Raw genomic sequence first — 23,574 nt, 5'->3', positions numbered from 1 at the left:
GAGACGCTTTAGATCACAACAGGTCAGCGCGGTGCAAGCGGCAGGATCGAAATTTCAACCGCCGACGGGCAGACGGTCGAGTGTGTGCATGATGGCGGCTTGGCCGGTGCGCACGGGGGCGCCCGGGTCGGTCTCGACCGGTTCCTGCCGGCGGAGGTAGACCATGGTGGTGCCCTGGCGCACGCCCACGGCGACATGAGCAACCGAGTGGCGGTAGGTGCCCTTGGGCCGACGCGATGGGTCGGGGCGCTGCACGGCGAAGGTCCTGATCTCGCCCGTCCACGGGCCACTGGTGAAGGGTTCGAGTCGGGGATCGATAGAACGGATACTGCAGTGGCGGCTTCTCCACGTTTTCCCGGACGACGCGCTCGCGTCCGGGAGAACATTGAGGAACACCTGGAACCCCCCGTCCCCGGCGAAGGAACCTCGGCAGGTTGGCGGAAGTGGCCGATGCCGCGGTGTGGAGAAGTCGGCCACCAGGGACTGTTTCTCCTGTTCACGCCGGGGGTCTTTCATGAGCAGGAGGTCGGACGTGACTTCGATGGGCTCCTCGGCTCCCGGATCGAAGGGCCCTTCACGAACGGCCCAGAACGGCCGGAAATCCTGGCGCGACCGCATCCACTGGGAGATGGTGAGCGCTCTGGCGGGCATTGGCGGGTTGATCGTCGCTCTTGCCGCGCTTCGGGCGGGTGGAGAACCTGGATCAGGAATCACGTCGGCGTCACCGACACCGACGGTGACGGTGACCGAATCGGCGGCCCCGTCTTCCCGCTCTCGTTCCAGGACGCCGAAGCCGACGGCCGAAGAGGACCCGTCGACCGAGCCGACGGGGTCGGCGTGCGTCATGACGACGGGCGAGTGCCGGCTGGAGAAGATGCTCGGCTCGGCGGACTTGCGGAACTGCCGGCCTGCCGCTCGTCCTCCGGCCGGTGCGGTGGCCGCGCTCGACTGCACGGCCGTCCGGTCGGGTCCGGTTCACGATCCGATGATCGTGCTGTTCCGCAGCGACGCCGACGCCGAGACGTGGGTGGAGTCGTACTGGTGGGCCCTGCACGACGGCCGGGGAGGCAACTGTGCCACCGGGGCCGAGTACAAAGGCACCTGGGTCAGGGGCAAGCTGCTCTGCACCCTCAACGGGCCGTACTACGCCATGTCCTGGACGTACACAGGTCGGTCCGTGGCCATGACCGCCGAGGCCTGGACGCCACAGCCGCTGTACGCCTGGTGGCAGGGCCTTTCACTGCTGAGCAACTGAGCCGGCCAGACTGTCTTGAGCAGGAGTCGCTGTCGCAGTTCACCGAGTCGGGATCGTGCCTCGCCTGGGTGCGCGAGCTCGGGACGACGCACCTGATCGTCCGATGCAAAGCCCGATCCCGGCGGGTGCTGATCGGCTGCTGGCGCGTGAAGTGCCCATATTTCGGCCGCAGTTCCTGTTATCGACACCCATCGGTCCGATTGCTAGGTTCGTCGTGATCAACCAAATCAGCCGAACGACCGGCAGGGTGATGCACTTGCGCGAAAATGCCCACATCGGCGGAGCATCGGCCATAAGTCGTCGCACGCTCCTCCGAACCGGTACAGGGATAGCAGCCGCCGCCGCCGGCGGCGGCCTTTCCTTGTTCGCGGCCGAAGCGGCGTCCGCGACCGTCCCGACATCGCAGCGTTTCGTGTTCGAGGGGGCCGGCGGCGATCCCGTTGTGCGGGCCACGCTTCACCAGCCTTACTGGCCGATGCAGTCCTTCGCCTTCGACCACGTCCACGGGCACATCTACTTCGCGCAGAGCAAGGTCGGGAGCACGAACGGCGACCTCTGGATGGCCAGGACCGACCTGAGCGGCAAGGTGCTGGGCGCCATGGCGCTCCACGGGTTCGACCACGGTTCGTCGATGGCGATCCAGCCGGACACGTCCGGGTCTCCGTATGTGTGGCTCGCGGGCGACTGGAGGAGTTTGTCCCCCGATACGGCACCGAACAGTCACACGATCTGCCGCATCAAGTACAGCGACGGGGGCGTGCTCGACTACGCCAACGGCGCGGGGGTCCGGAACTTCCCGGTCCGCCTCTCCGATTTCCTGGACTGTCCGAGACCGTCGATCGATCCCTGCACCAACCGGCTGCTCGTCCGGTACATGGGGACGACGAGCCCGTGGCGCTTGGCGCTGTTCGACCTCGCCGCCGTCCTCGACAAGGGCATCGGCGACACCACTCCCGTCCTTGCCATGCGCGCTCTGCCGACCAACGCCCAACTCGGTCTCTCCGGCTCCGACCTCTTCCAGGGCGTGACCTCGTACGGCCAGTACGCGTACCTCTCCTACGGCGGTCCGCCCGCGCAGCCCTCGGACCCGGCCAAGCCGTCCTACCTGGTCCGTCTCGACATGAACAAGACCGGGGGTTCGGTTGAGGAGGTGTACCGGACGAGAGCGGGCGAGTCGCTGCCCGGTCGCGAACCTCAGGGAATGGCGATCTGGCGCTCGTCGGACGGCCCGCGCCTCGCGTTCGGCTTCTCCAGCAAGATCAGTGGCAGTCCTGACCAGTTCCAGGCGACCGTCTTCTACAAGAGCCAGCTCACCGGGTAAGTCGCCCAGGGAGCCGGCGCACGTCCGTGGAGAAGCCAAGCGTCGCTACGCGCGCCAGGCGGGGGAGTACGTGCTCGCCGACCCGGTACGCCTCCTCCAGATGCGGCCAGCCCGACAGCACGAACTCGTCCACCCCGGCGGCGGCGTATTCCCGGAGCAGGGCGGCGACCTCGTCGTACGAGCCGACCAGCGCGGTTCCCGCCCCTTCGCGCACCAGCCCGATCCCCGCCCACAGCCCCGGGTGGATCTCCAGGTCGCGGGTGTCGCCGGTGTGCAGATCCACCATGCGGCGCTGGCCGACGGAGTCGTAGCGGGCGAAGCGGTGCTGGGCGGCGGCGATGCGGGCCGGATCCATGCCCGTCAGCAGCCGGTCGGCCTCGGCCCAGGCGGCGGCGCCGGTGTCGCGGGCGATGACGTGCACGCGGAGGCCGTACCGGAGCTCCCGCCCGGCTGAAGAGGACAGCGAGCGCAGGCGGGCGATGCGCTCGGCGATCGCGTGTGGTGGCTCGCCCCACATCAGCACCACGTCGGCATGCCGGGCCGCGACCTGCTCAGCCGCCGGGGACGCGCCGCCGAAGTACAGCTCGGGTGCCGGGTCGAGGGGCTCGGCCAGCCCACCGCCCTCGACGCGGTAGTGCTCGCCGTGGTGGTCGAAGGGCACGCCTTCCCAGGAACGGCGCAGCACCTGCAGGAACTCGGCGGTCCTGGCGTAGCGGGCGTCGTGGTCGAGGAAGTCCCCGTACGCGCGCTGCTCCACCGGGTCGCCGCCGGTCACGACGTTGAGCAGCAACCGCCCGCCGGAGACCTCCTGGAAGGCCTGGGCCTGCTGGGCGAGCAGGGTGGGCAGCGCGTAGCCGGTGCGGAAGGCGACCAGCATCTTCAGGCGCTCGGTGTGCTGGGCCAGCGCCGCGCACACGATCCACGGGTCGGGGCAGCCCGCACCGACCGGGGTGAGCGCGGCCTCGAACCCGGCCTGCTCCGCGGCCCTGGCGACCTGGGTCAGGTAGGCGACGGTGGCGGGGCGGGCCGAGGGACGGAACGCGTCGGTCGTGGTGATGGCCGAGCGGACGTCGTGGCCGTCGCCGGTCGTCGGCAGGAACCAGTGGAAGCGCATCAGGTCACCTCGGGATCGGAGGAGGCGGCCCGCCGTACGGCTGCCGCCACGGTCTCGCGTACGGCGGGGAACTCCGGGTGGGTGTGCGGGTCGAGCGCGTGCGGGAGGTCGGAGGGCTGATCGAGCACGATGCGGCCGGGCCGGCGGCTCATCACCAGCAGGCGGGTGCCGAGGTAGACGGCCTCGTCGACGCTGTGCGTGACGAACAGCACGGTCTTGCCCGTGGCCTGCCAGATGCGCCGGATCTCCTCCTGCAGGCGCTCCCGGGTGAGCGCGTCCAGCGCGGCGAACGGCTCGTCCATGAGCAGGATCGCGGGGTCGGGGGCGAGCGCGCGGGCGATGGCGGCGCGCTGCTGCATGCCACCCGACAGCTCGTACGGCCGCCGCCCGGCCACGTCGTCCAGCCCCACGAGGTCGAGCAGTTCGGCGGCCCGGGACCGCCTGACCGGCGCCGAGACCCCGGCCATCCGCAGCCCGAACTCCACGTTGCGGCGGACGTTCAGCCACGGGAACAGGCGCGGCTGCTGGAACACCACACCCCGGTCCGGCCCCGGTGCCGTCACCGGTTCGCCTGCCACGGCGATCTGCCCGCCGGTCGGGAACGCGAACCCGGCGACCAGCCGCAGCAGCGTGCTCTTGCCACAGCCCGACGGCCCGACGATGGTCACGAACTCGCCCGCACCGATGTCGGCGCCGATGCCGCGCAGCGCCTCGACAGGCTCGGACCTGGACCAGCGGGAGCGTGGGCCGTATGTCAGCGAGACCTCGCTCAGCCGCACCGCGGCCGCGGTGCGCGCCGCGGTGAGCGTCTCATCCTGCGAACGCATCGCGTAGCTCCTCGGTGGCCAGCCCCTTCTGGAAAACGGTCAGTTCGGGTACGGCGGGGAGCTTGTTCTGCGACTTGAGGAACTCGGCGGCGCTGCGCAGGTTCTCGGCGAGCGCGCCGGGCTTCTCGGGCGTGCCCAGGTAGTCGGGGCCGGCCTGCTCCTTGCCGTCGAGCAGGATGAGTTCGTCGATCTGTTCGGCGGCCGCGGCCGGGTCGAGGTTGAGCTGGCGGCCGACGGCCGCGGCGGCTGACGCCTTGTCCGCGCGTACCAGCTTGACCGCCCGGTCCTGCTGCCGCAGCCAGGTCCGCAGGGCCGCCGGGTACGTCGTGGCGAACTGGGTGCGGACCACGGCCAGGTCGGCGGTGAGCTTGCCCTTGGCGGCCAGCTCCTTGCTGGTGACCAGCACCTTGCCGGACTTGCGCAGCTCGCCGAGCACCGGCGTCCAGACGTAGGCGGCGTCGATGTCGCCGCGCGTCCAGGCGGCCTGGATGTCCGGCGGCTCCAGGTCGACGACGGTGACGTCGGACTCGGCAAGCCCGGCCTCCTGCAGGGCGGCCAGCAGGCTGTAGTGGGAGGTAGAGGAGAACGGGGTGGCGATCTTCTTGCCCTTGAGCTCGGCGACCGAGGCGGCCTGGCGGGCCACGAGCGCCTCGTTCTCGCCGATGACGTCGAAGATCCACGGCACCTGGTATGGGATGTTCAGCGGCGCGGACAGGCCGCGGGTGACCGGGCTGCTGCCGGCCAGGCCGATGTCGATGCTGCCGGCGACCATCGCGGTGTTCACGTCGCCGCCGGAGTCGAACTTGATCCAGCTGATCTTCGTGTTCGGCAGCGAGGTCTCCAGCCATCGCTGGTCCTTGACGATCAGGTCGCCGTTCGGAATGAGCTGGTAGCCGATGCGCAGTTCCTTGGGGCTGCCGTCGGCGTTGGGCGCGGCGCTCGTCGTGGCGCCGGTGCCGCTGGAGCACGCGGCCAGGCACAGGGCGAGCGCGAGCGCGGGGACGAGGCGGTGTTTCATGGCTGATGCCTTCTTGTCATGCCTTGCCGCGCCAGGGCACGAGCAGGCGCTCAGTGAGTTGCAGGAGAGCGTCGATGAGCAGGCCGGAGGCGCCGATGACGAGCAGCCCGAGCACGACCACGTCGGTCTGGTTGTAGCGCTGCGCGTCGCGGATCATCCCGCCGATGCCCGGCACCCCGTTGACCGTCTCGGCGGCCACGACCGTGGTGTAGGCGACCCCGACGGCCACCCGGATGCCGGTGATCACTTCGGGCAGGGCCGAGGGGAGCACGATCCGGTACGGGAGCTGCCAGCGCCTCGCCCCCAGCGACCGGGCCGCGTGCAGATAGTCCTCGTGCACGCCGCGTACCGCGTCCGCGGTGGCCACCGCCACGGGTGGCAGCGCGGCCACGAACAGCAGCGTGACCTTGGGCGGCTCGTCGATGCCCAGCCAGATGATCAGGAGGCTGAAATAGGCCAGCGGCGGCAGCGTCCGCACGAACGTGATCAGAGGGTTGAACAGGGCCCGCACGGTCGGCACGAGCCCGACGACCAGGCCGAGCGCGATCCCGCCGGCGATGCCGTAAAGGCTGCCCAGGGCGATGCGGCGCAGGCTGGCCAGCAGGTGCTCCGAGAGCAGGTAGCCGCTGTAGCCGCGCTGCCCGTCGTGCACGGAGGAGGTCAGGAACAGCTGCTCCCACACGGAGCCGGGGGAGGGGACGAACACCTCGGGCCACAGGTGGGCGGCCGAGACCGCCCACCAGATCGCGGCCAGCAGGACCACACCCGCCACCCGGAGCCCGACACCACGGATCACCGGCTCTTCCCCTATTCCCCAAAAGCGACTGGTTTAGTGGGAATTACGGTAGATGATTCCACCTGGGCCGCGCAACCTGCTGTCGGCGGGTGCGCGGCGAGCTCGCCGCGGCTCGGCCGACGTCCGACTCTTAACTCCCTACCGGGAAAGTCTTGATTTGCGAAGTAGATCACTCTTACAGTCGAAATACTGACCCATTCGTACGACTTACTCGCCTAGTGAGGTCTATCGTCCTGTCTGCGTGGCTTGTCTGACCGGCTCCCCCTGTCACTGATCGCGCTCTGACGTAGCGCTCGATCCCACCCCCCCTTCTCGCACGCCTTCTTTCGGAGCCTTCCTCATCGTGAAGAGATTCTCTTTCTCCCTGCAGTTGCTGCTGGGCCTGGTCCTGGGAGTCGCTCTCGGCTTCGCCGCCCGCATCTGGGACCTTGCCTGGCTGGCCACGACCCTCACCGAAGTCGGAGCAATCTTCGTCCAGCTGCTCAAACTGGCAGTGCCGCCGCTGGTGTTCACCGCCGTTGTGGTCAGCGTCGCCAACCTCCGCAACGTCAACGGCGCGGCCAGGCTGGCGGGCAAGACGCTGTTCTGGTTCCTGGCCACCGCGCTGATCGCCGTCATCGTCGGCATCGGTCTCGGCCTGATCATCAATCCCGGCCAGGGCGTCACCCTGAGCACGGCGGGCGCCAAGGCGCCCGAGCACGTCGGATCCTGGGTCGACTTCCTCACCGGCATCATCCCGACGAACATCGTCACGGCATTCACCGAGCTCAACGTCCTCCAGATCGTCTTCCTGGGGATCGTCCTCGGCGCGGCGGCCATCGCGATCGGCGAGAAGGCCGAGCCGTTCCTCAACTTCAGCCGCTCGATCCTCGAACTGGTCCAGAAGGCGCTGTGGTGGGTCATCCGCCTGGCCCCCATCGGGACCGCCGGCCTGATCGGCAAGTCGGTCGCCACGTACGGGTGGGATCTGCTCGCGCCGCTGGCCAAGTTCAGCCTCGGCGTCTACGTCGGCTGCTTCATCGTCCTGCTGGCCGTCTACCCGGCGCTGCTCTCGCTGGTCGGCAAGGTCAACCCGATCACGTTCTTCCGCAACGCGTGGCCCGCGATCGAGCTGGCCTTCGTCTCCCGCTCCTCGGTCGGCACGCTGCCGCTGACGCAGAAGGTCACGATCGAGCGTCTGGGAGTCGACCGCGACTACGCCTCCTTCGCCGTGCCGTTCGGTGCGACCACCAAGATGGACGGCTGCGCCTCGATCTACCCGGCGCTGGCGGCGATCTTCGTGGCGCAGGTGTTCGACATCCCGCTGGGGGTCGGCGAATACCTGCTCATCGCGTTCGTCTCCGTGGTCGGCTCGGCCGCGACGGCCGGTCTGACCGGCGCGATCGTCATGCTCACGCTGACCCTGAGCACGCTGGGCCTGCCGCTCGAGGGCGTCGGCCTGCTGCTCGCCATCGACCCGATCCTGGACATGATCCGCACCGCGACCAACGTCGCGGGACAGATCGTGGTGCCGGTCCTCGTCGCCCGCGGCGAGGGCCGGATCGACGAGGCGGTGCTCAACGCTCCGCCACAGCCGCTCGACGAGTCTCCGGTGAGCGCGCCGCGCCCCTCCGGCGAACCGGCGATCGCATGACCTCCTCGCTCGGATGACCAGGCGGAGCGGCCCGCGCAAGGGCCGCCCCGCCTGGCCGTGGTCCAGCACACCAACCCGAGGCCTTACGTGGGTGCGTCGCGGCTGAAGGAGGCGAGGGTGCGCGCCTGCTCCTGCGCGTCGCCGACCGGGCTGACCAGGAAATCCGTTACGCCGGCAGCCGCGAACCTGGCGACCTCTTTCTCAACGGTGCGCTCGTCCCCGGCGATGACCGTTTCGTGCACACCCGACAGACCCTGGCGTTCCAGCATGGCTCGATAGCCGGCGAAGTCGCCGGCGAAGCCCAGGCGCGCGTGGACGTCACGCCGCACGCGGTCGGGGTCATGGGTGATCGCCACCATGGCGCCGGCGACCACGCGTGGTACGGGGCGGCCCGCCGCTCGCGCGGCCTCGGAGATACGGGGCACGATGTGGTCGCCGATGGCCCGGGCACCCGTCCAGACGGTGACCGTCCCGTCCGCCAGCTCTCCGGCGATCCGCAGCATCTCAGGGCCGAGCGCCGCCAGCAGCACGGGCGGGGCTCCGCTGCCGGGCGCGTCGATCTGGCCGGTGACCGACAGCGTCTCACCTCGGTAGTCGACCGCCTCGCCGCGCAGCAGTGGCATCAGCGCGGTGAGGTACTCGCGTACATGCCTGGCCGGGCGCTCGTACGACAGCCCGTACGAGCCTTCGATGATCTCCCGGTGGCTCGGGCCGAGGCCGAGAGTAAAGGCGTTCCTGCTGATCGCCCGTGCCGTGAGCGCCTGTCCGGCCAGCGCCAGCGGGTGCCGGGGGTAGGTCTGAACCACGGCCGTGCCCACCTCGATGCCCGGCGCCTGCCGTCCGGCCAGCGCGGCCACGCTGATCGAGTCCCATGACGTCAACTGGCTGAAGAAAGCGCTGTCGAAGCCGGAGCGCCTGGCCGCACTCACCTTCTCCAGGAGGGTGTCCAGATCCGCGCCACCGCTATGGAGGTAGACGCCCATTCTCATGCCGCACTCCTAACATGAATCGGAAATTCCGGTTCCGGTCCAGTACGGTACGGTAACCGGAATCCGGGATTCACATTAGAGGTGGGCATCATGCGGGCCGACGCGCGGCGCAACCGCGAACGCATCGTGACGACGGCGCTCGACTTGTTCGCCGAGCGGGGGCCCGGCGTCTCGATGGAGGAGATCGCCCAGGCGGCCGGCCTGGGCGTCGGCACCCTGTACCGCCATTTCCCCGACCGCCGCGCCCTGGTCGACGACCTGGCGGCGAGCACGCTGGAGGGCCTGCGGGCGTACATCCGAGCCCAGCTCGACGCACGGGCAGGCACGCACTGGGAGGTGCTGCTCCAGGTGGTGCGCTACTGCACGGGACAACCGCTGGCACTGATCACGTCGCTAGCCGGCTCACCGCCGGTGCCCGCCTCCCGGGCGGGACTCGTGGGCGAGATCGACGTACTGCTGGCGGAGATAGCCGGGCAGGCGCAGAAGGAGGGCTCGATGCGTCGCGACCTCGCTCCCGCACAAGTCGTCGCCCTGCTGAACGTCATGGTCTGCCGCCCCGGCGCCCACTTCGACGACCCGCTCACCACGGTCATGCTCGACGGCCTCCGGGCCTGAGAAGGCCTTCACCCTGCGCGTCCATTTTCCTGTAGGGGATTCGAGCGCGGCGTGGCGTCATGGACCGGCTCGCGGCGGCTGTAAGCATCGTGCGAGTCTCCCCGGTTCGCTCGGCGCCGCTTTCGGCTGCCGGACAGTAGCGGTCAGGGTTCGTATCTCTGACGACCATGCCTGGACTCATGAGCGCAACCATGGTTACAGTAACTGTGGTTGCAGCAAGGGAGGCCGGATGGCGGAGACGGTGGGGCAGTGGGTGCTGCTGGCGTACCGCATCCCGCGCCAGCCCTCGACGTTGCGGATCACGATCTGGCGCAAGCTGGACCGGCTCGGCGTGGCGCGGCTGGGTGACGGGCTGGTGGCGCTGCCCGCCGACGCCCGTACGCGCGAGCACCTGGAGTGGCTCGCCGAGGAGATCGGCGAGCTGGGCGGCAGCTCGACCATCTGGCTGGCCGCGCCGGGCAACGCGGCGCAGGAGAAGGCCATCGCCGTGGACATGCGCCGGGCGCGGACGGCCGAATATCGCGAGGTGATCGCACACGCCGAGGCCGCCGCGCACGCGCGGCCCGGAGAGCGCAGCCGGGCGGTCAAGCGGTTGCAGGCCGAGCTGCGCAGGATCGGCCGCCGCGACTACTTCCCGCCCGCCGAGCGCGAGACCGCGCAGCGGGCCGTGCGCGCTCTGGCCCGAGAGATGGAGAGCGCCGGATGAGGTGGGCCACGCGTGCCGGGGTGCACATCGACCGGGCGGCGTGTGCCTGGCTGATCCGCCGCCGTCTCGATGCGGAGGCGGAGTTCGTGTTCGTCGATGATCCGGCCGAGGTCCCCGCCGATGCCACGCCGTTCGACATGCGCGGCGTGGAGTTGTCGCACCAAGGCGGCGACTGCAGCTTCGAGACGATCCTGCGCCGGTACGACCTCGACGATCCGGTGCTGTGGAAGCTGGCCGAGATCGTGCATGAGGCCGATGTCGACGATGAGCGCTATGACGTGCCCGAGGCCGCCGGTCTGGACGTGATCCTCCGCGGGCTGTCGATGACCTGCGACGATCGGCGGGTTCTCGAGCTCACGGGCCCGCTCTTCGAGGGGCTGTACGAGTTCTACCGGCGCTCGATGCTGCTGGAACGCGAGCCGGCATGATCCGGAATGTCGTCGGCATCCTGCTTGCCGCCCAGGCGCTACGCGGCCTGGGGTACGGCGTCGCCGCGGTCCAGCTCGGTGTGATCCTGCGAGCCGACGGGTTGTCGCCGGCCGAGGTCGGGCTGATGCTGGCGGCGATCCTGGTCGGCACGTTCGCCTCCAGCCTCGTCCTGGCACGCTGGGGTGATCGTGTCGGCCGCCGCCGGGCGTACGCGGCTCTGTACGGCGCGCTGGCCTGTTGCGGGATCGTCATCGCGGTCGGGGCGCCCATATCGCTGCTGGCCGTGGTGGCCATGACGGGCGCACTGTCGGTCGAGGTGATCGAATCCGGGCCGTTCACCACGCTGGAGCAGGTCATGCTGGCCAGCACGGGGCGCCCGCAACGCGAGGTCGTCCGCGGGTTCGGGCTCTACAACGCGGTCGCGGCGGTCGCCGGGACGCTGGGTGCGCTCCTCGGCGCGCTTCCGGCGGACCGGCGGCTGCTCGGCGGTGTGCTGATCATGGCAGGGGCCGTCGGCGCGGTGCTGGCGGCGCGGCTGCCCGCGAGCGTCGAGGCGCCGGTGACGCTGCCCGGTCTGCCGCGTCCGCGGTTGCTCGCTCGTTCCCGTGGGCCAGTGGCCCGGCTGGCCGCGCTGTTCGCGGTGGACAGCCTGGCCGGTGGGTTCGTGGTGCAGGCGTATCTCGGGTACTGGCTCAGCGTCAGCTACGGCGCCACCACGCAGACGATCGGGATCACCTTCGCCGCGCTCGGTGTGTTGCAGACCGCGTCCCTGCTGGCCGCGCCGGTGGTGGCGGGGCGCATCGGATTGCTGCGCACGATGGTGTTCACGCACCTGCCGGCCAACCTGCTGCTGGCAGCGGTCCCGTTCGCGCCTGTCCTGCCTGTCGCTATCGCACTGCTGCTGGCTCGTGCCTGCCTGTCGCAGATGGACGTGCCCACCCGGCAGGCGTACGTGATGGCGCTCGTCCCGGCGGAGGAGCGGACCGCGGCGGCGGGTGTCACCAACACCGCCCGCTACCTCACCCGGCCCGTCGGCCCGGCACTTGCCGGCCTGCTGTTCCCGCTCGGGTTGGCGTTGCCCTTCCTGATCGCCGGAGTCGCCAAGACCGGCTACGACCTGACCTTATGGCGGATCTTCCGATCCGTCCGCCTGCCCGCCGATCAGCCTTCTCCTTGATGAGGTCACCACGACCTGATCCCGTTTCGGGAGGCGTCATGCAGCGCACACTCGTCGAGGAGAAGCGCTGGATCGGCCGGCAGCGCTCTTCAACCACGCCTTGAACTACCGCATGCTGCTGCCTGGACCGGAGGCCCGGCAACTGGCCATCTACCACCCGAGGAGGGCTGGTGGCGGGCACCCTCTTCGTGCTGCCCGGCATGCCGGCGCTGCTGGTCCTGTCGGCCGCCTACATCCTGTGGCAGGACACCACGGTGGTGACCGTGCTGTTCTCCGGAATCGCCCCTGCGGTGCCGCCCGTCGTCGCGGTGGCCGCTTTTGCCGCGCCGGCGCTGTGCTGCCGGCGTGAATCGCAGAGCCATGCCTTTCGGCCAGTTGCACAACGTGGTCGAACGGGCGACACGCTGCACCACAATCCGCTGCAGCGGACACATCATGCTTAACCTTGGAAAACGGGAGCGGGCGAAGGCCAACTCATAGACCACCGGCGTGGACGCGCCACGCGACCCGGGGCGACATTTTCGCGGTGGCACGCATTTCGACCTTGAGCGTGCGGGTTGCGGCAACGAAGGGAAAGCCATGACGAACGCATCGCCGCACATCACCTCCTTGGCGACCGTGTCACCCGCATTCGAGAACGAGCTCGGCTCGGTCACCATGGTCGACGCCACCGTGCTGCCGATCCTCAACCGGCTCTCGCTCAAGCGCGTCGTCCTCGAACCCGGCGCGATCCGCGAGCCCCAGTGGAATGTCAACGCCAACCAGCTCGGCTACTGCCTTTCCGGCACGGTCCTGGTGTCGATCCTCGGCAACGCCGACGCCTTCTCCTCGTTCATCGTCAGCGCCGGTCAGATGTATCACGTCGAGTCCGGCGCCGTGTACCACATCGAGAACATCGGTGCCGAGCGCGCCGAGTTCCTCCTGGCACTGCGCAACGAGCGCCCGCAGCATTTCTCGCTGCACGACAGCTTCAACGCGATGACCGACGCGGTGCTCGGCAACACCTATGACCTGCCCTCATCGGCGTTCAGCGCCTTCGAGCGGTCTCCGGCCCAGCAGATCGTCCGCCGTACCGGTGCCGCCGACGTCCCGTCCACGGCCGGGCTGCCCAATGCTCACCTGTTCGACGCCGAGGGCCAGCACGCGCCGCTGTCCTACGCCTACGGTGACGCCCGCCTGGCCCGTAAGCAGTATTGGGCCGCCCTGGAGGACATCTCCATGTACTCCCTGCGCATCAGGGAGAGCGGGATGCGCGAACCGCACTGGCATCCGGTCACCGCCGAGATGGGATACGTCGAGAAAGGTCACGCGCGCATGCGCGTCCTGGACCCCGACAACACCCTCGACGAGTATCTGCTCGGCCCCGGCGACCTGTACTTCGTGCCGCGAGCCTTCCCGCACCATATCGAGGTCATCGGCGACGAGGACATCCACTTCCTCATCTTCTTCGATCAGCCCATGCCCGGCGACATCGGCTATCGGGCCACCGCGTCGGCGTTCTCCCGCGAAGTCCTCGCCGCGAGTTTCGGCATTCCCGAGCGTGAGCTTCCTCAATTCCCCTTCACGCCGATAGACCCGCTCATCGTCGCCCGGGCCAACCCCAGCGATCCTGTTCGGCAATGACGGCCGGCGGCTCTCATCGCCAGTCTCGTTTCGGCGGCATGAGGAAAAGGGAACGGACCAGCTCCTTCCCTCCTATGATCGCCACGGCGAGCAGAATCGCGGCACACGTGAGCAGCAGCGTGAGGGTGAGCCATACGGTCGCACCGAAAATCGCACAGCCGACGGCCAGTCCGGCGAAGACGAAGAACTTGACCCGAATTCTGGCCAGGGAAATCGGAATCACTGTCTCGGGCGGGGTGCGGTCCTCGTCGGGCCCGGTGTGGTCGTGCATCGAAAGACCCCGTTCACAGGTCAGAACAGCAGGAGAACCGGCAGCGAACAGCCGAGAAGAGCGACGATCGCCGCGGCGGTGCCTGCGATCCAGGTCGTGTGCGGGGCATTGACGAGCGGACCCATCAGCGACCGATCGCGGCAGAAACGGACGAGCAGGAACAGCACCACGGGCACGCCGAGGGAGATGACCACCTGGCTGAGAATCAGCAGGTCGGTCAGCGGCGCGCCGGAGAACAGCGCGAGGACGGCCGGCGTCATGGTCACGATCCGGCGCACGGGCACGGGCACCCGCCGGCCCAGGAAGCCCTGCATCACGATGTCGCCTGCGAGCGTTCCGATCCCGGAGGAGGAGATCCCGGACGACAGGAGCGCGATGGCGAAGGCGAGGGCGGCGGCTCCGCCTATCCGGGCGCTCAGTTCCGCATGGGCGGCCGGCAGGTCGCCGGCCCACGCGCCGCCGGTCTCGGCGCCGAGCCCGGCGCCGAGGGCGATCATCGACACATTGATGACCGTGGCGACGCCCAGGGCCAGTGAGCAGTCCAGGCGCAGGATCCGGCGGACGAGGTCCGGCTGCGAGCGGGCGGCAGCGGTCGTCATGCCGCGTCCCTGCACCAGCGCCGAGTGCAGGTAGACCGCGTGGGGCATGACCGTGGCGCCGACGATGCCCATGGCCAGGAGCAGCGCTCCCTCACCTCCGAGGCTCGGGATCAGCCCGGTGGCGAGTCCGCTCGCGGACTGGTTTCCCGTGACGATGATGTCGTACCCGATGCCTGCGCCGACGAACAGGAGAGCCGCGGCGCTCATGAGTTCGAACGGGCGGGTGCGGTCCTTTCGACGCAGTTCGAGCAGCGCGAGCGACACCGCCGCCGTCGCCACCGCCGACACCCCCACCGGCATGCCGAACAGGAGCTGCATCCCGATCGCCGCGCCGACGAACTCCGCGAGGTCGGTCGCGAGCACGACGACCTCGACCTGCAACCACAGCATGAGGCTGCCCGCCCGGGTGAACCGCTGCCGGCACAACTGCGGCAGGTTCTTCCCGGTCGCCATGCCGAGTTTCGCCGCCTGGAACTGCACGAGGATCGCGACGAGGCTGGCCGCCACGACGACCCATACCAGGGTGTAGCCCAGCGTCGCGCCCGCGGTGAGGTTGGTGGCCACATTCCCGGGGTCGACGTACGCGATCGCCGCGACGAAGGCCGGCCCCAGCATTTCCGGCCTCGTAGCGGCGGTGGCGGTGCGGAGTCTGCCGGACCACCTACTCGAATTCGTCGGCTTGAGGCGAGCAATCACCGAGCTTCCCTAACGATGATGTATTCGGCATTTTTCCGTGTCGCCAGAATTGGCATGCCGAGTCAGGGATACCCGCACAAAGAGGGTCGTGAAACGCGATCATTTCACGAAAGGGATCGGATCGATATCGTGGGAGTGCTAAATTGCCATCAATCCATTCGAAGAGCTCTATCTTCAGGTTTCCCTGCAAATCGAGGCGATCTGGGTATGTGGCACGGGGGCCTCAACCGGAACACCCGCCGGCCCCGTACTCGGCGGTGCCAGGCACCCTCCTCTAACGCCGGTACGCGCTGACGCCGACCGGCACCTGGCCGTCCACGGCGCGGATGATCGGCTCGGCACCCTCGGGCCCGGACCCGCCGTACAGCTCGATCAGCTGCAGGTCGCCGGCCATCTTCCCGGCCACCTCGCCGGCGACGGTCTCGTCGGGCACCGCCACAAAGGTCGTCCTGCTGCCGTCGGCCTTCTCGTGCACCACCACGTCGACCGCTGGATCGGCTCCTTCGTGCACGATGATGAACGCCTCGGACAGCGTCTCCCCGGCCTCGAAACGGGTCTTGTACGAGGCCACGCCGGTCAGCGACTCGAACCCGTAGTAGATGGCCCCCACGGGGACCTTCCCACCGGCCGCCCGGCCGGCCGCGGCGTGCCAGACCGCGCCGAACCCGCCGCAGAGCTCGACCTGGGTCGCCCCTTCGCCGACCAGCCGGGACACGAGCTCGGTCATCTGCCCCGGCTCGCCGACGGCCCGCACCCGCGTGCGCCCGCCCTCGTTCTGGATCGTCATGACGTCGGTCCACGGGTCGGCGCCGGTCTCCTCATAAATGATCACTCTGTCTTCGCTCATGTCCACGAGTCTGCTACCTCAACCAAACTTGAGGTCAACTCGGCGGACCCACCCTGAACCGGTCTCGGCGCTGGGTGCTGGCGGCGCTGTGCGGGGCGACCGGGGCAGCGGGTGGGCGGTCCCGCTGCCCCGGTCCGTCGCCACCCGTGTCATCGGCCCCCTCGTCCCGCTCAGGCGACGCGGTGGTCGTCGAGGGCATCGGGATTCCAGTCGATCCCGATGCCGGGCATGTCGGGCGGTGTCACATGGCCCTCCTCGATCACCAGAGAGCTGCGGGTGATCGCCTGCAACTGCGGGATGTGCTCGACGTACATCCCGTTCGGCACGGCGGCGGCCAGGCTGACGTGCAGTTCCATGAGGAAGTGCGGGCTCACCGCGACGTTGAACGCCTCGGCGGCGTGGGCGACCTTCAGCCATGGGGTGATCCCGCCGATGCGGGCCACGTCGACCTGCACGATGCCGACCGCGCCCGCGGCCAGGTAGTCGCCGAACCGCTGGACGGAGTAGAGGGATTCGCCGACCGCCACCGGCACCGAGGTGGAGGCGGCCAGTCTTCGGTGCCCGTGCAGGTCGTCGGCCGGCAGCGGCTCCTCGAACCAGGCGATGCCGAGCGGCTCGTAGGTCCGGGCGCGTCGGATCGCCTCCGCGGAGGTGAACGCCTGATTGGCGTCGACCATGACCTCGAAGCCCGGTCCCACCGCCTCGCGGACGGCCGCGAGCCGCTCGGCGTCCTCGGCGAGCGACGGCCTGCCCACCTTGATCTTCACCCCGCACAGCCCGGCCGTGGCCGCTCGCTTCGCGCCGTCCACCAGTTCCTCGACGGGCAGGTGCAGCCATCCGCCCTCGGTGTCGTAGACGGGCAGCCGCTCGTGCGCGCCGCCTGCCATCTGCCACAGCGACTCACCGGTACGCCGGCCGCGAAGGTCCCAGAGCGCGGTGTCGACGGCGGCGAACGCCAGCGAGGTGATGGCCCCGACGGTGGTCGCGCGGGTCTGGTCGAGCATGTGCCGCCACAGCGCCTCCACCGGCCGGGCGTCCCGGCCCAGAAGCGCCGGGACCAGGTGGTCGGTGATGAGCGACATGACGGCCCGCCCGCCGGTCCCGATCGTGTACGAGTACCCGGTACCGGACAGCCCGTCGGAGGTGTGCACGGTGACCAGCACCGTCTCCTGCTTGACGAAGGACTGCATCGCGTCGACGCGGACGGCCGCCGGTTGCAGGTCGACCAACTGGACGTCGATTCGTTCGATTCGGGTCATGTCATATGCCTTCTTCACTTGAGCGCACCCAGGGTGATGCCGCTCGTGACGTAGCGCTGGAAGATCAGGAAGAGGATGACGATCGGGAACGTCGCGATGACGAGGCCGGCGAAGAAGGCCCCCTGGTCGCTGACGAACTGGCCCTGGAAGGAGAGCAGGCCGACCGACAGCGTGCGGTTCTGCGGGCGGGTCAGCAGGACGACGCCGAACTGGACCTCGCTCCACACGAAGATGAGCCCGAGCAGCGTGACCGAGACGAAACCGCCCTTGCTGATCGGCAGGACCACGCGGAGCAGCGCGGCCAGCTCCCCGTAGCCGTCGATCTTGGCCGCTTCGAGCAGCTCCCGCGGTACGGCGGCGAACACCGACCGCATGATGAGGGCGATGGTGGGCGTCATGAACGCCGCGTAGACCAGCGAGATGCCCGGCACGCTGTTGAGCATCTGATACCTGCCCAGCAGCTCGAACGTCGGGATCAGCGCGACGACCAGCGGGACGCTCAGGGCGAGGACCATGACGCGGCTGACCGCGTTCGACAGGCCCCTGGTCGCGCGGGCCAGGCCGTAGCCGGCCAGGCTGCCGCAGGTCACGCCGATGGCCAGGCTGCAGAGTGCCACCAGCACGCTGTTGATGATGTACGTCGACAGCGGCGCGCCACCGACCACGCCCCGCCAGGCGTCGGCGTAGTTCGACAGCACCCACTCGCCGCCCAGCCCCAGCGGGTGGGCGTAGATGTCGCTGGTCGGGTGCAGCGACAGCAGCAGCATCGACACGAACGGCACGACCGTGATCGCCGTCCAGACCAGCAGGAGCGTGTAGCCGACGTACCAGAGCGGGCCGTGCCGCCAGGCAGATCGTCGCCGTACGGCCGGCCGTGCCCCGCCCGGGGTCCGCGGCGCCGTCATCGCGCGTCCAGGGTCTGCTGGCGGAAGATCCGCATGACCATGATCCCGATGACGGCGACGATCAGGGTCGTGATGACCGCGGTGGCCGAGCCGTAGCCGTAGTCCTGGTCGACGAAGGACTGCTTGTAGACCAGCACCGGGAGGATGCTCGTGGAGTTGCCCGGGCCGCCCCGGGTCATCGCGTAGATGACGCCGAACGCGTTGAACGAGAACACCGAGGTCAACGTCGTGATCGTGCCCAGCATCGGCACGATGTTCGGAAGGGTGATCCGGAACAGCCGTCCGGCCGCTCCGACGCCGTCGATCGTGGCCGCCTCGTGCACCTCCTGGGGGATGGCCTCCATCGCGCCCAGCAGGATCAGCATCGCGTACCCGGTCTGCGTCCACACCGCGACGAAGATCGCCGCGTACAGCGCCGTCGAGGACGACGCCAGCCAGGCGTGCCCGTCTCCGAGCCCGATCAGGCCGAGCAGGGAGTTCACCACACCGGTCGTGGGCTGGAACGCGTTCGACCAGAAGATGCCCGCGATGCTGACCGGGATGATCACCGGCAGGAACCAGACGACCTTGAAGATCCGGGCGCCGGGGACCTTCCGGCTGATCGCGTTGGCCAGCAGACAGCCCAAGGTCACCGTGAACACCACGGTCCCGATGAAGAACTGCAGGCTGGTCCCGATGGACTGCCAGACCAGCGAATCGTGCAGCAGCCGCCGGTAGTTGTCCAGGCCGTGGTAGACGACCGCGCCGACGCCGTCCCAGGAACCGAGGCTGATGCGCACGGATCCGGCGATCGGGTAGGCGACGAGCGCGAGCAGCAGCACCAGGGCCGGGGCCATCACCGCGATCGGGAAGATCCGTGCCCTCCGGCGAGGCGGCCGCGCCGTGGCGGCCGTCGCCAGAACGACTTTGTCGGCGGTCATCAGTCGGACGCCCCCGACACCTTGCCGGACTGCAGGTCCTCCAGCGCCGACTGGTACTGCTGCGCCGCCTGCTGCGGGGTCAGCTTGTCGGCCACGAGCTTCTGCAGCACCGGCACCGAGAACGCCTGCCCGAGGGTGGAGGGCACGGTGGAGTCCCAGATGTTGACCAATCCGACGGACTGCGACAGCTCGAACTGCTGCTGTACCAGGTCACCGAGGTTGGACAGGCTCGATGCGGGGATCGAGGTGAACACCGGGAGCGACCCGGTGGCGGCGATGACGCTGACCTGGTACTTGTCGGTCATGAAGAACTGGAGGAACTTCTTGGCCAGCTCCGGGTTCGCCGCCTTGGCCGGGACCACCAGGGTGTCCCCGTTGAAGGCGTTGAACGGCGTCTTCCGGCCCGGGGTGAGCGGGGGCAGCAGGAACCAGCCCATCTCGAACGACGGCTTGGCCTCCTTCAGGCTCGCGTAGGTGTAGTTGCCGCCCTGCAGCATCGCGAGTTTTCCGCTGGTGAACAGCCCCTGGGCCTGGTCGGTGTCCATGCCGAGCATCCCGTTCTGGTAGATGCCCTTCTTCTGCCAGTCCTGGATCGTCTGGAGCACCTTCACGAAGCCGGGGTCGGTGTACTTGACGTTCGTGGGGGATCCGGGCTTGAAGTTGGTGAGCATGGCGGCGTAGTCGTCGGCCGACACCGCGGTGGGCAGCAGCGCGTCCAGCGTGTGCCCCAGGTCGTACGGGCTCGAACCGCCCACGCCGAATCCCTCGTAACCGGCGGCCTTGACCTTGCCCACCATGGACTCGAAGTCGGCGACGGAGGCGATCTGGTGGTCGGCCGGCTCGGGGATGCCGGCCTTCGCGAAGGCCGCCTTGTTGTAGTAGACGGGGTTGATCAGCAGTTGCTCGTAGAGGACGCCGTAGTGGCGCCCGTCGGTCGTGTAGTAGTCGACCTGGCTCTTGGAGTACTTGTCCGCCAGGCCCGCGGCCTTCCAGACGTCGTCCAGCGGGGTCAGCTGCTTGTTCTTCAGCAGCGCGGACCAGACGCCCGTGCTGCGCTGCAGGTAGCCGATGTCCGGGGTGCCGGTCGAGCTGAGCAGGGCCACGTTGGGGCCGCGGGAGCTGCCGGAGTCGACGCCCTCGAAGGTGACCACCGTGCCCGGGTTGGCCTTCTCGAAGTCCTTGCCGACCTGCTGCATGGCGCTCGCCAGCGGTCCGGTGGGGATCTGGATCCGGAGCGACTTGCCGTCGCCGCCGCCCGGTCCGGTGCCGGTGCCGCACGCGACGGCGACGGCCGCGAGCAGGACGCCCGCGAGGACCGGCCTGACTGCCCTGAGAGTTCTAGAGAGTGGCACGGGACCCGTCCTTCCAGGGGGCTGACAGCTCTATGGCGATGACATCGATGAGCGCGCCGGTCGGTGGTGGCACGGTGATGAACAGTTCGCCGAGCGGCTCGTCGTCCGCGCCGTTCGCCTTGTGCACCTCCTCGTTGACGCTGTACGGCAGCTGTTGCTCGGTGCCGAGCAGGCGGACGCCGACGACCGAGCCGATGGGAACGTTCCGGACGATGAGCACCTCCTGCGGCTGCAGCAGCAGGTGGAGGTAGACGTTGTTGCCGCGCTGCGTGGCCGGGCCGTGGAAGTCGAGGCGTTCCGGCGCGGGCGCGGCCCCGACGATGCTCTCGCCGTGGCTGGCGAGCCAGCTGCCGAGCTGCTTGAGCGTGGCGACCTCGGTCGGCACCAGCGACCCGTCACCCCGCGGCCCGATGTTGAGCAGGAGGTTTCCGCCCCGGGAGACGACCTCGCTCAGGTAGGAGGCGAGCAGTCGCGGGCTCTTGTAGTCGAGGTCGTCGGGCCGGTACGCCCAGCTCTCGCTCATGGTGAGACACAGCTCCCACGGTCCGCCCGGTGGCCGGCGCGGCATGCCCTGTTCGGGGGTCGCGTAGTCGCCCTGGCCCGGCAGCCGGTCATTGATGATCACGTTCGGCTGCAGGGACTTGATCAGCTCGCGCAGCTCGGCGGCGTGCCACTCCTCCGCGGTGCGTTCCCACTCCCCGTCGAACCACAGCAGGTCGATGGTCCCGTACTCGGTGAGCAGTTCGGTGAGCTGCCCCTTGACGTAGTCGAGATAGCGGGCCCACTGCTCAGGCGCGGGCCGCCGGTAGCGTTCGTGCGGGTAGGGACGATCGGCGTCGGTGAACGCCGGGTAGTCGGGATGGTTCCAGTCGAGCAGCGAGTAGTAGACGCCGACGCGCAGGCCCTCGGCGCGCAGCGCGTCGAAGAACTCCCGGGTGATGTCATGTCCGTACGGCGACGCCGCGACGGAGAACTCCGACTGCCTCGTGTGGTACATCGAGTACCCGGCGTGATGGCGGACGGTGAAGACCACGTAGCGGGCACCCGAGTCGCGGGCGAGCCGCGCCACGTCTCGCGGGTCCCAGCGCCGCGGGTCGAACGTGGCCGCGCTCGACTGGTACTGCGTGATCGTGATGTCGGCTTCGGGTTCTGTCCGGCCCGGAAGGATCGAATGGCCGACCAGGGGCCAGCCGATCTCCACGCCTTGTTGACTCGCATGGTCCCAGTGCACGAACAGGCCGAAACCCGCGTCACCGAACCAGCCGGGAATGGTCACGAGCTCATCCTTCTGCGTTGGGCGAGCTTGCCCAGATCGGATACGATACGATTTGCATGAGGATGCAGGGCGGTTCGGGCATGTGTCAACCACGACGGCGAAGATGTCCGTGGTGGCCTCAGAGGGAGGGACGATGAGTGACTCCGCGCCGGTGGCAGGCGCATCCAGCGGCCCGGGTTCCGACGAGCGGGCCAAGGTCAGTGTCCGCGAATCGGTCTTCCAGGCGCTCAAGGCCCGGCTCATGGATCACGACCTGGAGCCCGGGACGAAGCTGTCGATCGACGGGCTCTCCCGCGAACTCGACGTGTCGCAGACACCGGTCCGCGAAGCGCTCGCGCGCTGCGAGTCGGAGGGGCTCGTCGTCCGCCGGCCGAACGCCGGCTATCTGGTGGCTCCGCTGCTCGACCGGGCCGCCCTCGACGACCTGTACGACGTTCGCCTGCTCCTCGAACCGTCCGCTGCGGCGCGTGCCGCACGGCACGCCACGGCCGCCGAGGTGGCCGCCATGCGGGAGGCGCTGGAGCAGATGATGTCGCCGCTGCTCGGCGACACGTACGAGGCGTACCGTGGCTTCGCGGAACTGGACGCCCTGTTTCACAACGCGATCGCCGAGGCCAGCCGCAGCCCGCTCATCGCCGACACGCTGCGCAGGTTCCGCGCGCACACCCATGGTTACCGCCTCTACTTCCGCCACGGGATCGCCACCCACGCCGCCGATGAGCACCGCGCGGTGCTCGACGCCATCTGCCGCAAGGATCCCGAGGCGGCGGCGAGCGCCATGACCGCGCACCTCGAGGCGTCGCGGTCACGGCTGACGAGCGCCTACGAAGCCTGACCCTGCCAGGTCCGCGGAGAGTGCGGCGTCGCGGGCCAGGGGCAGCGCAAAATGCCTGATCAGAGGCTGCTATCCTCGCCCGCATGCCCGAACTGATCACACCCACACGTCGACTCCAGTCCTCATGGCTCGCGGCGCGTGACGAGTGGCCTCCAGGTGCCCATCAGGACGGGACCGGCTTGCGCCTCGCACCTGAAGCCGAGCTGGACAGCCCCGAGGTCTTCTCGGCGTGGGTCAAGGAACTGCGGCAGCAGTCGGACAGGTCGGTCACCCTGGGAGACGGGAGCGTCCACGCCACCTACTGGTGGATCGTCGAGGGCGACGACTATCTGGGAGCCATCGATCTGCGGCACTATCTGAACGCCGTCCTCCTCGATATCGGCGGGCACATCGGCTACAGCGTCCGGCCCTCTGCCCGAAGGCGCGGCCTGGCCACGTGGGCCCTCGGGGCGGTTCTGCCCGAGGCGCGTGCGTTCGGTATGGATCAGGTCCTGGTCACCTGCGACGACGACAATGTCGGATCGGCGCGCAGCATCGAGCGCAACGGTGGCGTCCTGGAGGATGTCCGCACCACGGAGGTGGGCGTCAAGCGCCGCTACTGGATCACTCTGTAGGCAGTGGTTCGGGGCCGCCGGGAGGGGCTGATGAGCGATCTGGACCGCGACGCCGACGTGCCGGCGGGCATGGGTGAGGTGTGGACGCCCGAGCTTCACAGATCGGTGATGGGCCGGGTCCGGGGCCGAGGACGCGCACCGTTCACGAGTACGTCCTCGGTATCCACAAGACGCCTGCGACGTATCGGTCGGGACGGCGGACGGAGTTGCGCAACGATCGGGAGGTCATGGAGGCCACCGATCTCTGGGTGGAGGGGACCGACTCGGAGCTGGCCGTAGGCATCCTCGGCACGGGGTCGAGGCCGAGCAGGATGCGCAGCGTGGAGGACTTCCCCGCCCCGTTCGGGCCGAGGAACCCGGTCGCCCGCCCGGGCGCGACGGCGAAGGAGACGTCGCTGATGGCGACTTGGGCGCCATGACGTTTGGTGAGGCCGACAACTTCGATCATGGCCTGCAGCGTTCCAGCCGGGGCCGGACGGCCGCATCGGCCAAAGGTT

Annotated in this window: 26 protein-coding genes; 11 read left to right on the top strand and 15 right to left on the bottom strand. The window is 69.1% G+C overall.

Annotation, left to right across the window (positions count from 1 at the left end):
- Positions 1-54 precede the first annotated feature (54 nt).
- Positions 55-846 carry a hypothetical protein gene (locus tag ACWEPL_RS20530; RefSeq protein WP_452437120.1) on the bottom strand — a complete coding sequence of 264 codons (792 nt, stop codon included), beginning with the start codon at positions 844-846 and terminating at the stop codon, positions 55-57.
- Between ACWEPL_RS20530 and ACWEPL_RS20525 the strand changes: the two genes are divergently transcribed.
- On the top strand, positions 845-1,255 hold the full coding sequence (locus ACWEPL_RS20525) for a hypothetical protein (RefSeq protein ID WP_363983721.1): 411 nt from the start codon (positions 845-847) through the stop codon (positions 1,253-1,255). The two genes, ACWEPL_RS20530 and ACWEPL_RS20525, sit on opposite strands and share 2 nt — an antisense overlap.
- A gap of 103 nt (positions 1,256-1,358) precedes the next feature.
- Positions 1,359-2,576, top strand: coding sequence for a phage baseplate protein (locus tag ACWEPL_RS20520; protein WP_452437119.1), 1,218 nt, complete (start codon positions 1,359-1,361; stop codon positions 2,574-2,576).
- On the opposite strand, the gene ACWEPL_RS20515 is transcribed toward ACWEPL_RS20520, so the two are convergent.
- From ACWEPL_RS20515 to ACWEPL_RS20500, 4 genes are read right to left on the bottom strand one after another with little or no spacing between them, the layout of a single operon-like run.
- Entirely contained in the window at positions 2,566-3,690 is a 1,125-nt protein-coding gene (locus tag ACWEPL_RS20515) for an LLM class flavin-dependent oxidoreductase (protein ID WP_452437118.1), read from the bottom strand. The genes ACWEPL_RS20520 and ACWEPL_RS20515 overlap by 11 nt on opposite strands.
- Entirely contained in the window at positions 3,690-4,517 is an 828-nt protein-coding gene (locus tag ACWEPL_RS20510) for an ABC transporter ATP-binding protein (protein ID WP_452437117.1), read from the bottom strand. The genes ACWEPL_RS20515 and ACWEPL_RS20510 overlap by 1 nt, the downstream gene beginning before the upstream one ends.
- Positions 4,501-5,535 (bottom strand): taurine ABC transporter substrate-binding protein, encoded by a 1,035-nt coding sequence (locus tag ACWEPL_RS20505; protein ID WP_452437116.1) that lies wholly within the window; start codon positions 5,533-5,535, stop codon positions 4,501-4,503. The genes ACWEPL_RS20510 and ACWEPL_RS20505 overlap by 17 nt, the downstream gene beginning before the upstream one ends.
- 16 nt (positions 5,536-5,551) lie before the next feature.
- On the bottom strand, positions 5,552-6,331 hold the full coding sequence (locus ACWEPL_RS20500; RefSeq protein WP_452437115.1) for an ABC transporter permease: 780 nt from the start codon (positions 6,329-6,331) through the stop codon (positions 5,552-5,554).
- Positions 6,332-6,674: 343 nt separating this feature from the next.
- Between ACWEPL_RS20500 and ACWEPL_RS20495 the strand changes: the two genes are divergently transcribed.
- Positions 6,675-7,964, top strand: coding sequence for a dicarboxylate/amino acid:cation symporter (locus ACWEPL_RS20495; RefSeq protein WP_363983733.1), 1,290 nt, complete (start codon positions 6,675-6,677; stop codon positions 7,962-7,964).
- Between the two features lie 83 nt (positions 7,965-8,047).
- On the opposite strand, the gene ACWEPL_RS20490 is transcribed toward ACWEPL_RS20495, so the two are convergent.
- Positions 8,048-8,953 (bottom strand): TIGR03564 family F420-dependent LLM class oxidoreductase, encoded by a 906-nt coding sequence (locus tag ACWEPL_RS20490; RefSeq protein WP_452437114.1) that lies wholly within the window; start codon positions 8,951-8,953, stop codon positions 8,048-8,050.
- A 90-nt stretch (positions 8,954-9,043) separates the two neighbouring features.
- On the opposite strand from ACWEPL_RS20490, the gene ACWEPL_RS20485 reads away from it, so the two are divergent.
- The 6 genes from ACWEPL_RS20485 (at position 9,044) to ACWEPL_RS20460 (ending at position 13,503) form a co-directional block, all read left to right on the top strand.
- Positions 9,044-9,568, top strand: a complete 525-nt coding sequence (locus tag ACWEPL_RS20485; RefSeq protein ID WP_363983737.1) for a TetR/AcrR family transcriptional regulator — start codon at positions 9,044-9,046, stop codon at positions 9,566-9,568.
- A gap of 229 nt (positions 9,569-9,797) precedes the next feature.
- The gene (locus tag ACWEPL_RS20480; protein ID WP_350737102.1) at positions 9,798-10,274 is read left to right on the top strand and encodes a Chromate resistance protein ChrB; all 477 of its coding nucleotides are present in this window, start codon (positions 9,798-9,800) and stop codon (positions 10,272-10,274) included.
- Positions 10,271-10,702: a chromate resistance protein ChrB domain-containing protein gene (locus ACWEPL_RS20475; RefSeq protein WP_452437113.1), complete on the top strand. Its 432-nt coding sequence runs from the start codon at positions 10,271-10,273 to the stop codon at positions 10,700-10,702. The genes ACWEPL_RS20480 and ACWEPL_RS20475 overlap by 4 nt, the downstream gene beginning before the upstream one ends.
- A complete protein-coding gene (locus ACWEPL_RS20470; protein WP_452437112.1) occupies positions 10,699-11,880 on the top strand; it encodes an MFS transporter in 1,182 nt (393 codons plus the stop codon). The genes ACWEPL_RS20475 and ACWEPL_RS20470 overlap by 4 nt, the downstream gene beginning before the upstream one ends.
- A gap of 170 nt (positions 11,881-12,050) precedes the next feature.
- Positions 12,051-12,323 carry a hypothetical protein gene (locus ACWEPL_RS20465; protein WP_452437111.1) on the top strand — a complete coding sequence of 91 codons (273 nt, stop codon included), beginning with the start codon at positions 12,051-12,053 and terminating at the stop codon, positions 12,321-12,323.
- Between the two features lie 136 nt (positions 12,324-12,459).
- On the top strand, positions 12,460-13,503 hold the full coding sequence (locus ACWEPL_RS20460; RefSeq protein ID WP_363983744.1) for a cupin domain-containing protein: 1,044 nt from the start codon (positions 12,460-12,462) through the stop codon (positions 13,501-13,503).
- Positions 13,504-13,516: 13 nt separating this feature from the next.
- Here the strand turns inward: ACWEPL_RS20460 and ACWEPL_RS20455 are convergent, their stop codons facing one another.
- From ACWEPL_RS20455 to ACWEPL_RS20420, 8 genes are all read right to left on the bottom strand, one after another.
- On the bottom strand, positions 13,517-13,774 hold the full coding sequence (locus tag ACWEPL_RS20455; RefSeq protein WP_452437110.1) for a hypothetical protein: 258 nt from the start codon (positions 13,772-13,774) through the stop codon (positions 13,517-13,519).
- 20 nt (positions 13,775-13,794) lie between these two features.
- On the bottom strand, positions 13,795-14,988 hold the full coding sequence (locus tag ACWEPL_RS20450) for an Nramp family divalent metal transporter (protein WP_452437109.1): 1,194 nt from the start codon (positions 14,986-14,988) through the stop codon (positions 13,795-13,797).
- Between the two features lie 355 nt (positions 14,989-15,343).
- On the bottom strand, positions 15,344-15,916 hold the full coding sequence (locus ACWEPL_RS20445) for a DUF6506 family protein (protein WP_452437108.1): 573 nt from the start codon (positions 15,914-15,916) through the stop codon (positions 15,344-15,346).
- 170 nt (positions 15,917-16,086) lie between these two features.
- Positions 16,087-17,175: a mandelate racemase/muconate lactonizing enzyme family protein gene (locus tag ACWEPL_RS20440; protein ID WP_397373110.1), complete on the bottom strand. Its 1,089-nt coding sequence runs from the start codon at positions 17,173-17,175 to the stop codon at positions 16,087-16,089.
- A gap of 14 nt (positions 17,176-17,189) precedes the next feature.
- Positions 17,190-18,080 carry a carbohydrate ABC transporter permease gene (locus ACWEPL_RS20435; RefSeq protein ID WP_452437107.1) on the bottom strand — a complete coding sequence of 297 codons (891 nt, stop codon included), beginning with the start codon at positions 18,078-18,080 and terminating at the stop codon, positions 17,190-17,192.
- Complete coding sequence (locus ACWEPL_RS20430) at positions 18,077-19,000, bottom strand: carbohydrate ABC transporter permease (protein ID WP_397373108.1); 924 nt, start codon at positions 18,998-19,000, stop codon at positions 18,077-18,079. Before ACWEPL_RS20430 ends, ACWEPL_RS20435 begins: the two co-directional genes overlap by 4 nt.
- Complete coding sequence (locus ACWEPL_RS20425; protein ID WP_452437106.1) at positions 19,000-20,352, bottom strand: ABC transporter substrate-binding protein; 1,353 nt, start codon at positions 20,350-20,352, stop codon at positions 19,000-19,002. Before ACWEPL_RS20425 ends, ACWEPL_RS20430 begins: the two co-directional genes overlap by 1 nt.
- Complete coding sequence (locus ACWEPL_RS20420; protein ID WP_452437105.1) at positions 20,339-21,628, bottom strand: alpha-L-fucosidase; 1,290 nt, start codon at positions 21,626-21,628, stop codon at positions 20,339-20,341. Before ACWEPL_RS20420 ends, ACWEPL_RS20425 begins: the two co-directional genes overlap by 14 nt.
- Positions 21,629-21,761: 133 nt before the next feature.
- Between ACWEPL_RS20420 and ACWEPL_RS20415 the strand changes: the two genes are divergently transcribed.
- Entirely contained in the window at positions 21,762-22,463 is a 702-nt protein-coding gene (locus ACWEPL_RS20415; protein ID WP_363983762.1) for a GntR family transcriptional regulator, read from the top strand.
- 83 nt (positions 22,464-22,546) lie between these two features.
- Positions 22,547-23,077, top strand: a complete 531-nt coding sequence (locus ACWEPL_RS20410; protein ID WP_452437104.1) for a GNAT family N-acetyltransferase — start codon at positions 22,547-22,549, stop codon at positions 23,075-23,077.
- A 142-nt stretch (positions 23,078-23,219) separates the two neighbouring features.
- Here ACWEPL_RS20410 and ACWEPL_RS20405 read toward each other — a convergent pair whose 3' ends face one another.
- A complete protein-coding gene (locus ACWEPL_RS20405) occupies positions 23,220-23,525 on the bottom strand; it encodes an ATP-binding cassette domain-containing protein (protein ID WP_452437103.1) in 306 nt (101 codons plus the stop codon).
- Positions 23,526-23,574 lie beyond the last annotated feature (49 nt).

The sequence above is a fragment of the Nonomuraea sp. NPDC004186 genome, from assembly GCF_053603495.1.
Note: the sequence above shows the minus strand (reverse complement) of the source record. Positions and strands in the feature narration are given on the sequence as shown.

What these genes read in the sequence shown, in the direction of transcription:
- ACWEPL_RS20445 (WP_452437108.1), bottom strand. Translation starts at nt 15,916, where the DNA reads ATGAGCGAAGACAGAGTGATCATTTATGAGGAGACCGGCGCCGACCCG.
- ACWEPL_RS20480 (WP_350737102.1), top strand. Translation starts at nt 9,798, where the DNA reads ATGGCGGAGACGGTGGGGCAGTGGGTGCTGCTGGCGTACCGCATCCCG.
- ACWEPL_RS20485 (WP_363983737.1), top strand. Translation starts at nt 9,044, where the DNA reads ATGCGGGCCGACGCGCGGCGCAACCGCGAACGCATCGTGACGACGGCG.
- ACWEPL_RS20455 (WP_452437110.1), bottom strand. Translation starts at nt 13,774, where the DNA reads ATGCACGACCACACCGGGCCCGACGAGGACCGCACCCCGCCCGAGACA.
- ACWEPL_RS20450 (WP_452437109.1), bottom strand. Translation starts at nt 14,988, where the DNA reads ATGCTGGGGCCGGCCTTCGTCGCGGCGATCGCGTACGTCGACCCCGGG.
- ACWEPL_RS20435 (WP_452437107.1), bottom strand. Translation starts at nt 18,080, where the DNA reads ATGACGGCGCCGCGGACCCCGGGCGGGGCACGGCCGGCCGTACGGCGA.
- ACWEPL_RS20415 (WP_363983762.1), top strand. Translation starts at nt 21,762, where the DNA reads ATGAGTGACTCCGCGCCGGTGGCAGGCGCATCCAGCGGCCCGGGTTCC.
- ACWEPL_RS20405 (WP_452437103.1), bottom strand. Translation starts at nt 23,525, where the DNA reads ATGATCGAAGTTGTCGGCCTCACCAAACGTCATGGCGCCCAAGTCGCC.
- ACWEPL_RS20520 (WP_452437119.1), top strand. Translation starts at nt 1,359, where the DNA reads ATGCAAAGCCCGATCCCGGCGGGTGCTGATCGGCTGCTGGCGCGTGAA.
- ACWEPL_RS20410 (WP_452437104.1), top strand. Translation starts at nt 22,547, where the DNA reads ATGCCCGAACTGATCACACCCACACGTCGACTCCAGTCCTCATGGCTC.
- ACWEPL_RS20490 (WP_452437114.1), bottom strand. Translation starts at nt 8,953, where the DNA reads ATGAGAATGGGCGTCTACCTCCATAGCGGTGGCGCGGATCTGGACACC.
- ACWEPL_RS20505 (WP_452437116.1), bottom strand. Translation starts at nt 5,535, where the DNA reads ATGAAACACCGCCTCGTCCCCGCGCTCGCGCTCGCCCTGTGCCTGGCC.
- ACWEPL_RS20470 (WP_452437112.1), top strand. Translation starts at nt 10,699, where the DNA reads ATGATCCGGAATGTCGTCGGCATCCTGCTTGCCGCCCAGGCGCTACGC.
- ACWEPL_RS20525 (WP_363983721.1), top strand. Translation starts at nt 845, where the DNA reads ATGACGACGGGCGAGTGCCGGCTGGAGAAGATGCTCGGCTCGGCGGAC.
- ACWEPL_RS20440 (WP_397373110.1), bottom strand. Translation starts at nt 17,175, where the DNA reads ATGACCCGAATCGAACGAATCGACGTCCAGTTGGTCGACCTGCAACCG.
- ACWEPL_RS20515 (WP_452437118.1), bottom strand. Translation starts at nt 3,690, where the DNA reads ATGCGCTTCCACTGGTTCCTGCCGACGACCGGCGACGGCCACGACGTC.
- ACWEPL_RS20430 (WP_397373108.1), bottom strand. Translation starts at nt 19,000, where the DNA reads ATGACCGCCGACAAAGTCGTTCTGGCGACGGCCGCCACGGCGCGGCCG.
- ACWEPL_RS20530 (WP_452437120.1), bottom strand. Translation starts at nt 846, where the DNA reads ATGACGCACGCCGACCCCGTCGGCTCGGTCGACGGGTCCTCTTCGGCC.
- ACWEPL_RS20475 (WP_452437113.1), top strand. Translation starts at nt 10,271, where the DNA reads ATGAGGTGGGCCACGCGTGCCGGGGTGCACATCGACCGGGCGGCGTGT.
- ACWEPL_RS20460 (WP_363983744.1), top strand. Translation starts at nt 12,460, where the DNA reads ATGACGAACGCATCGCCGCACATCACCTCCTTGGCGACCGTGTCACCC.
- ACWEPL_RS20510 (WP_452437117.1), bottom strand. Translation starts at nt 4,517, where the DNA reads ATGCGTTCGCAGGATGAGACGCTCACCGCGGCGCGCACCGCGGCCGCG.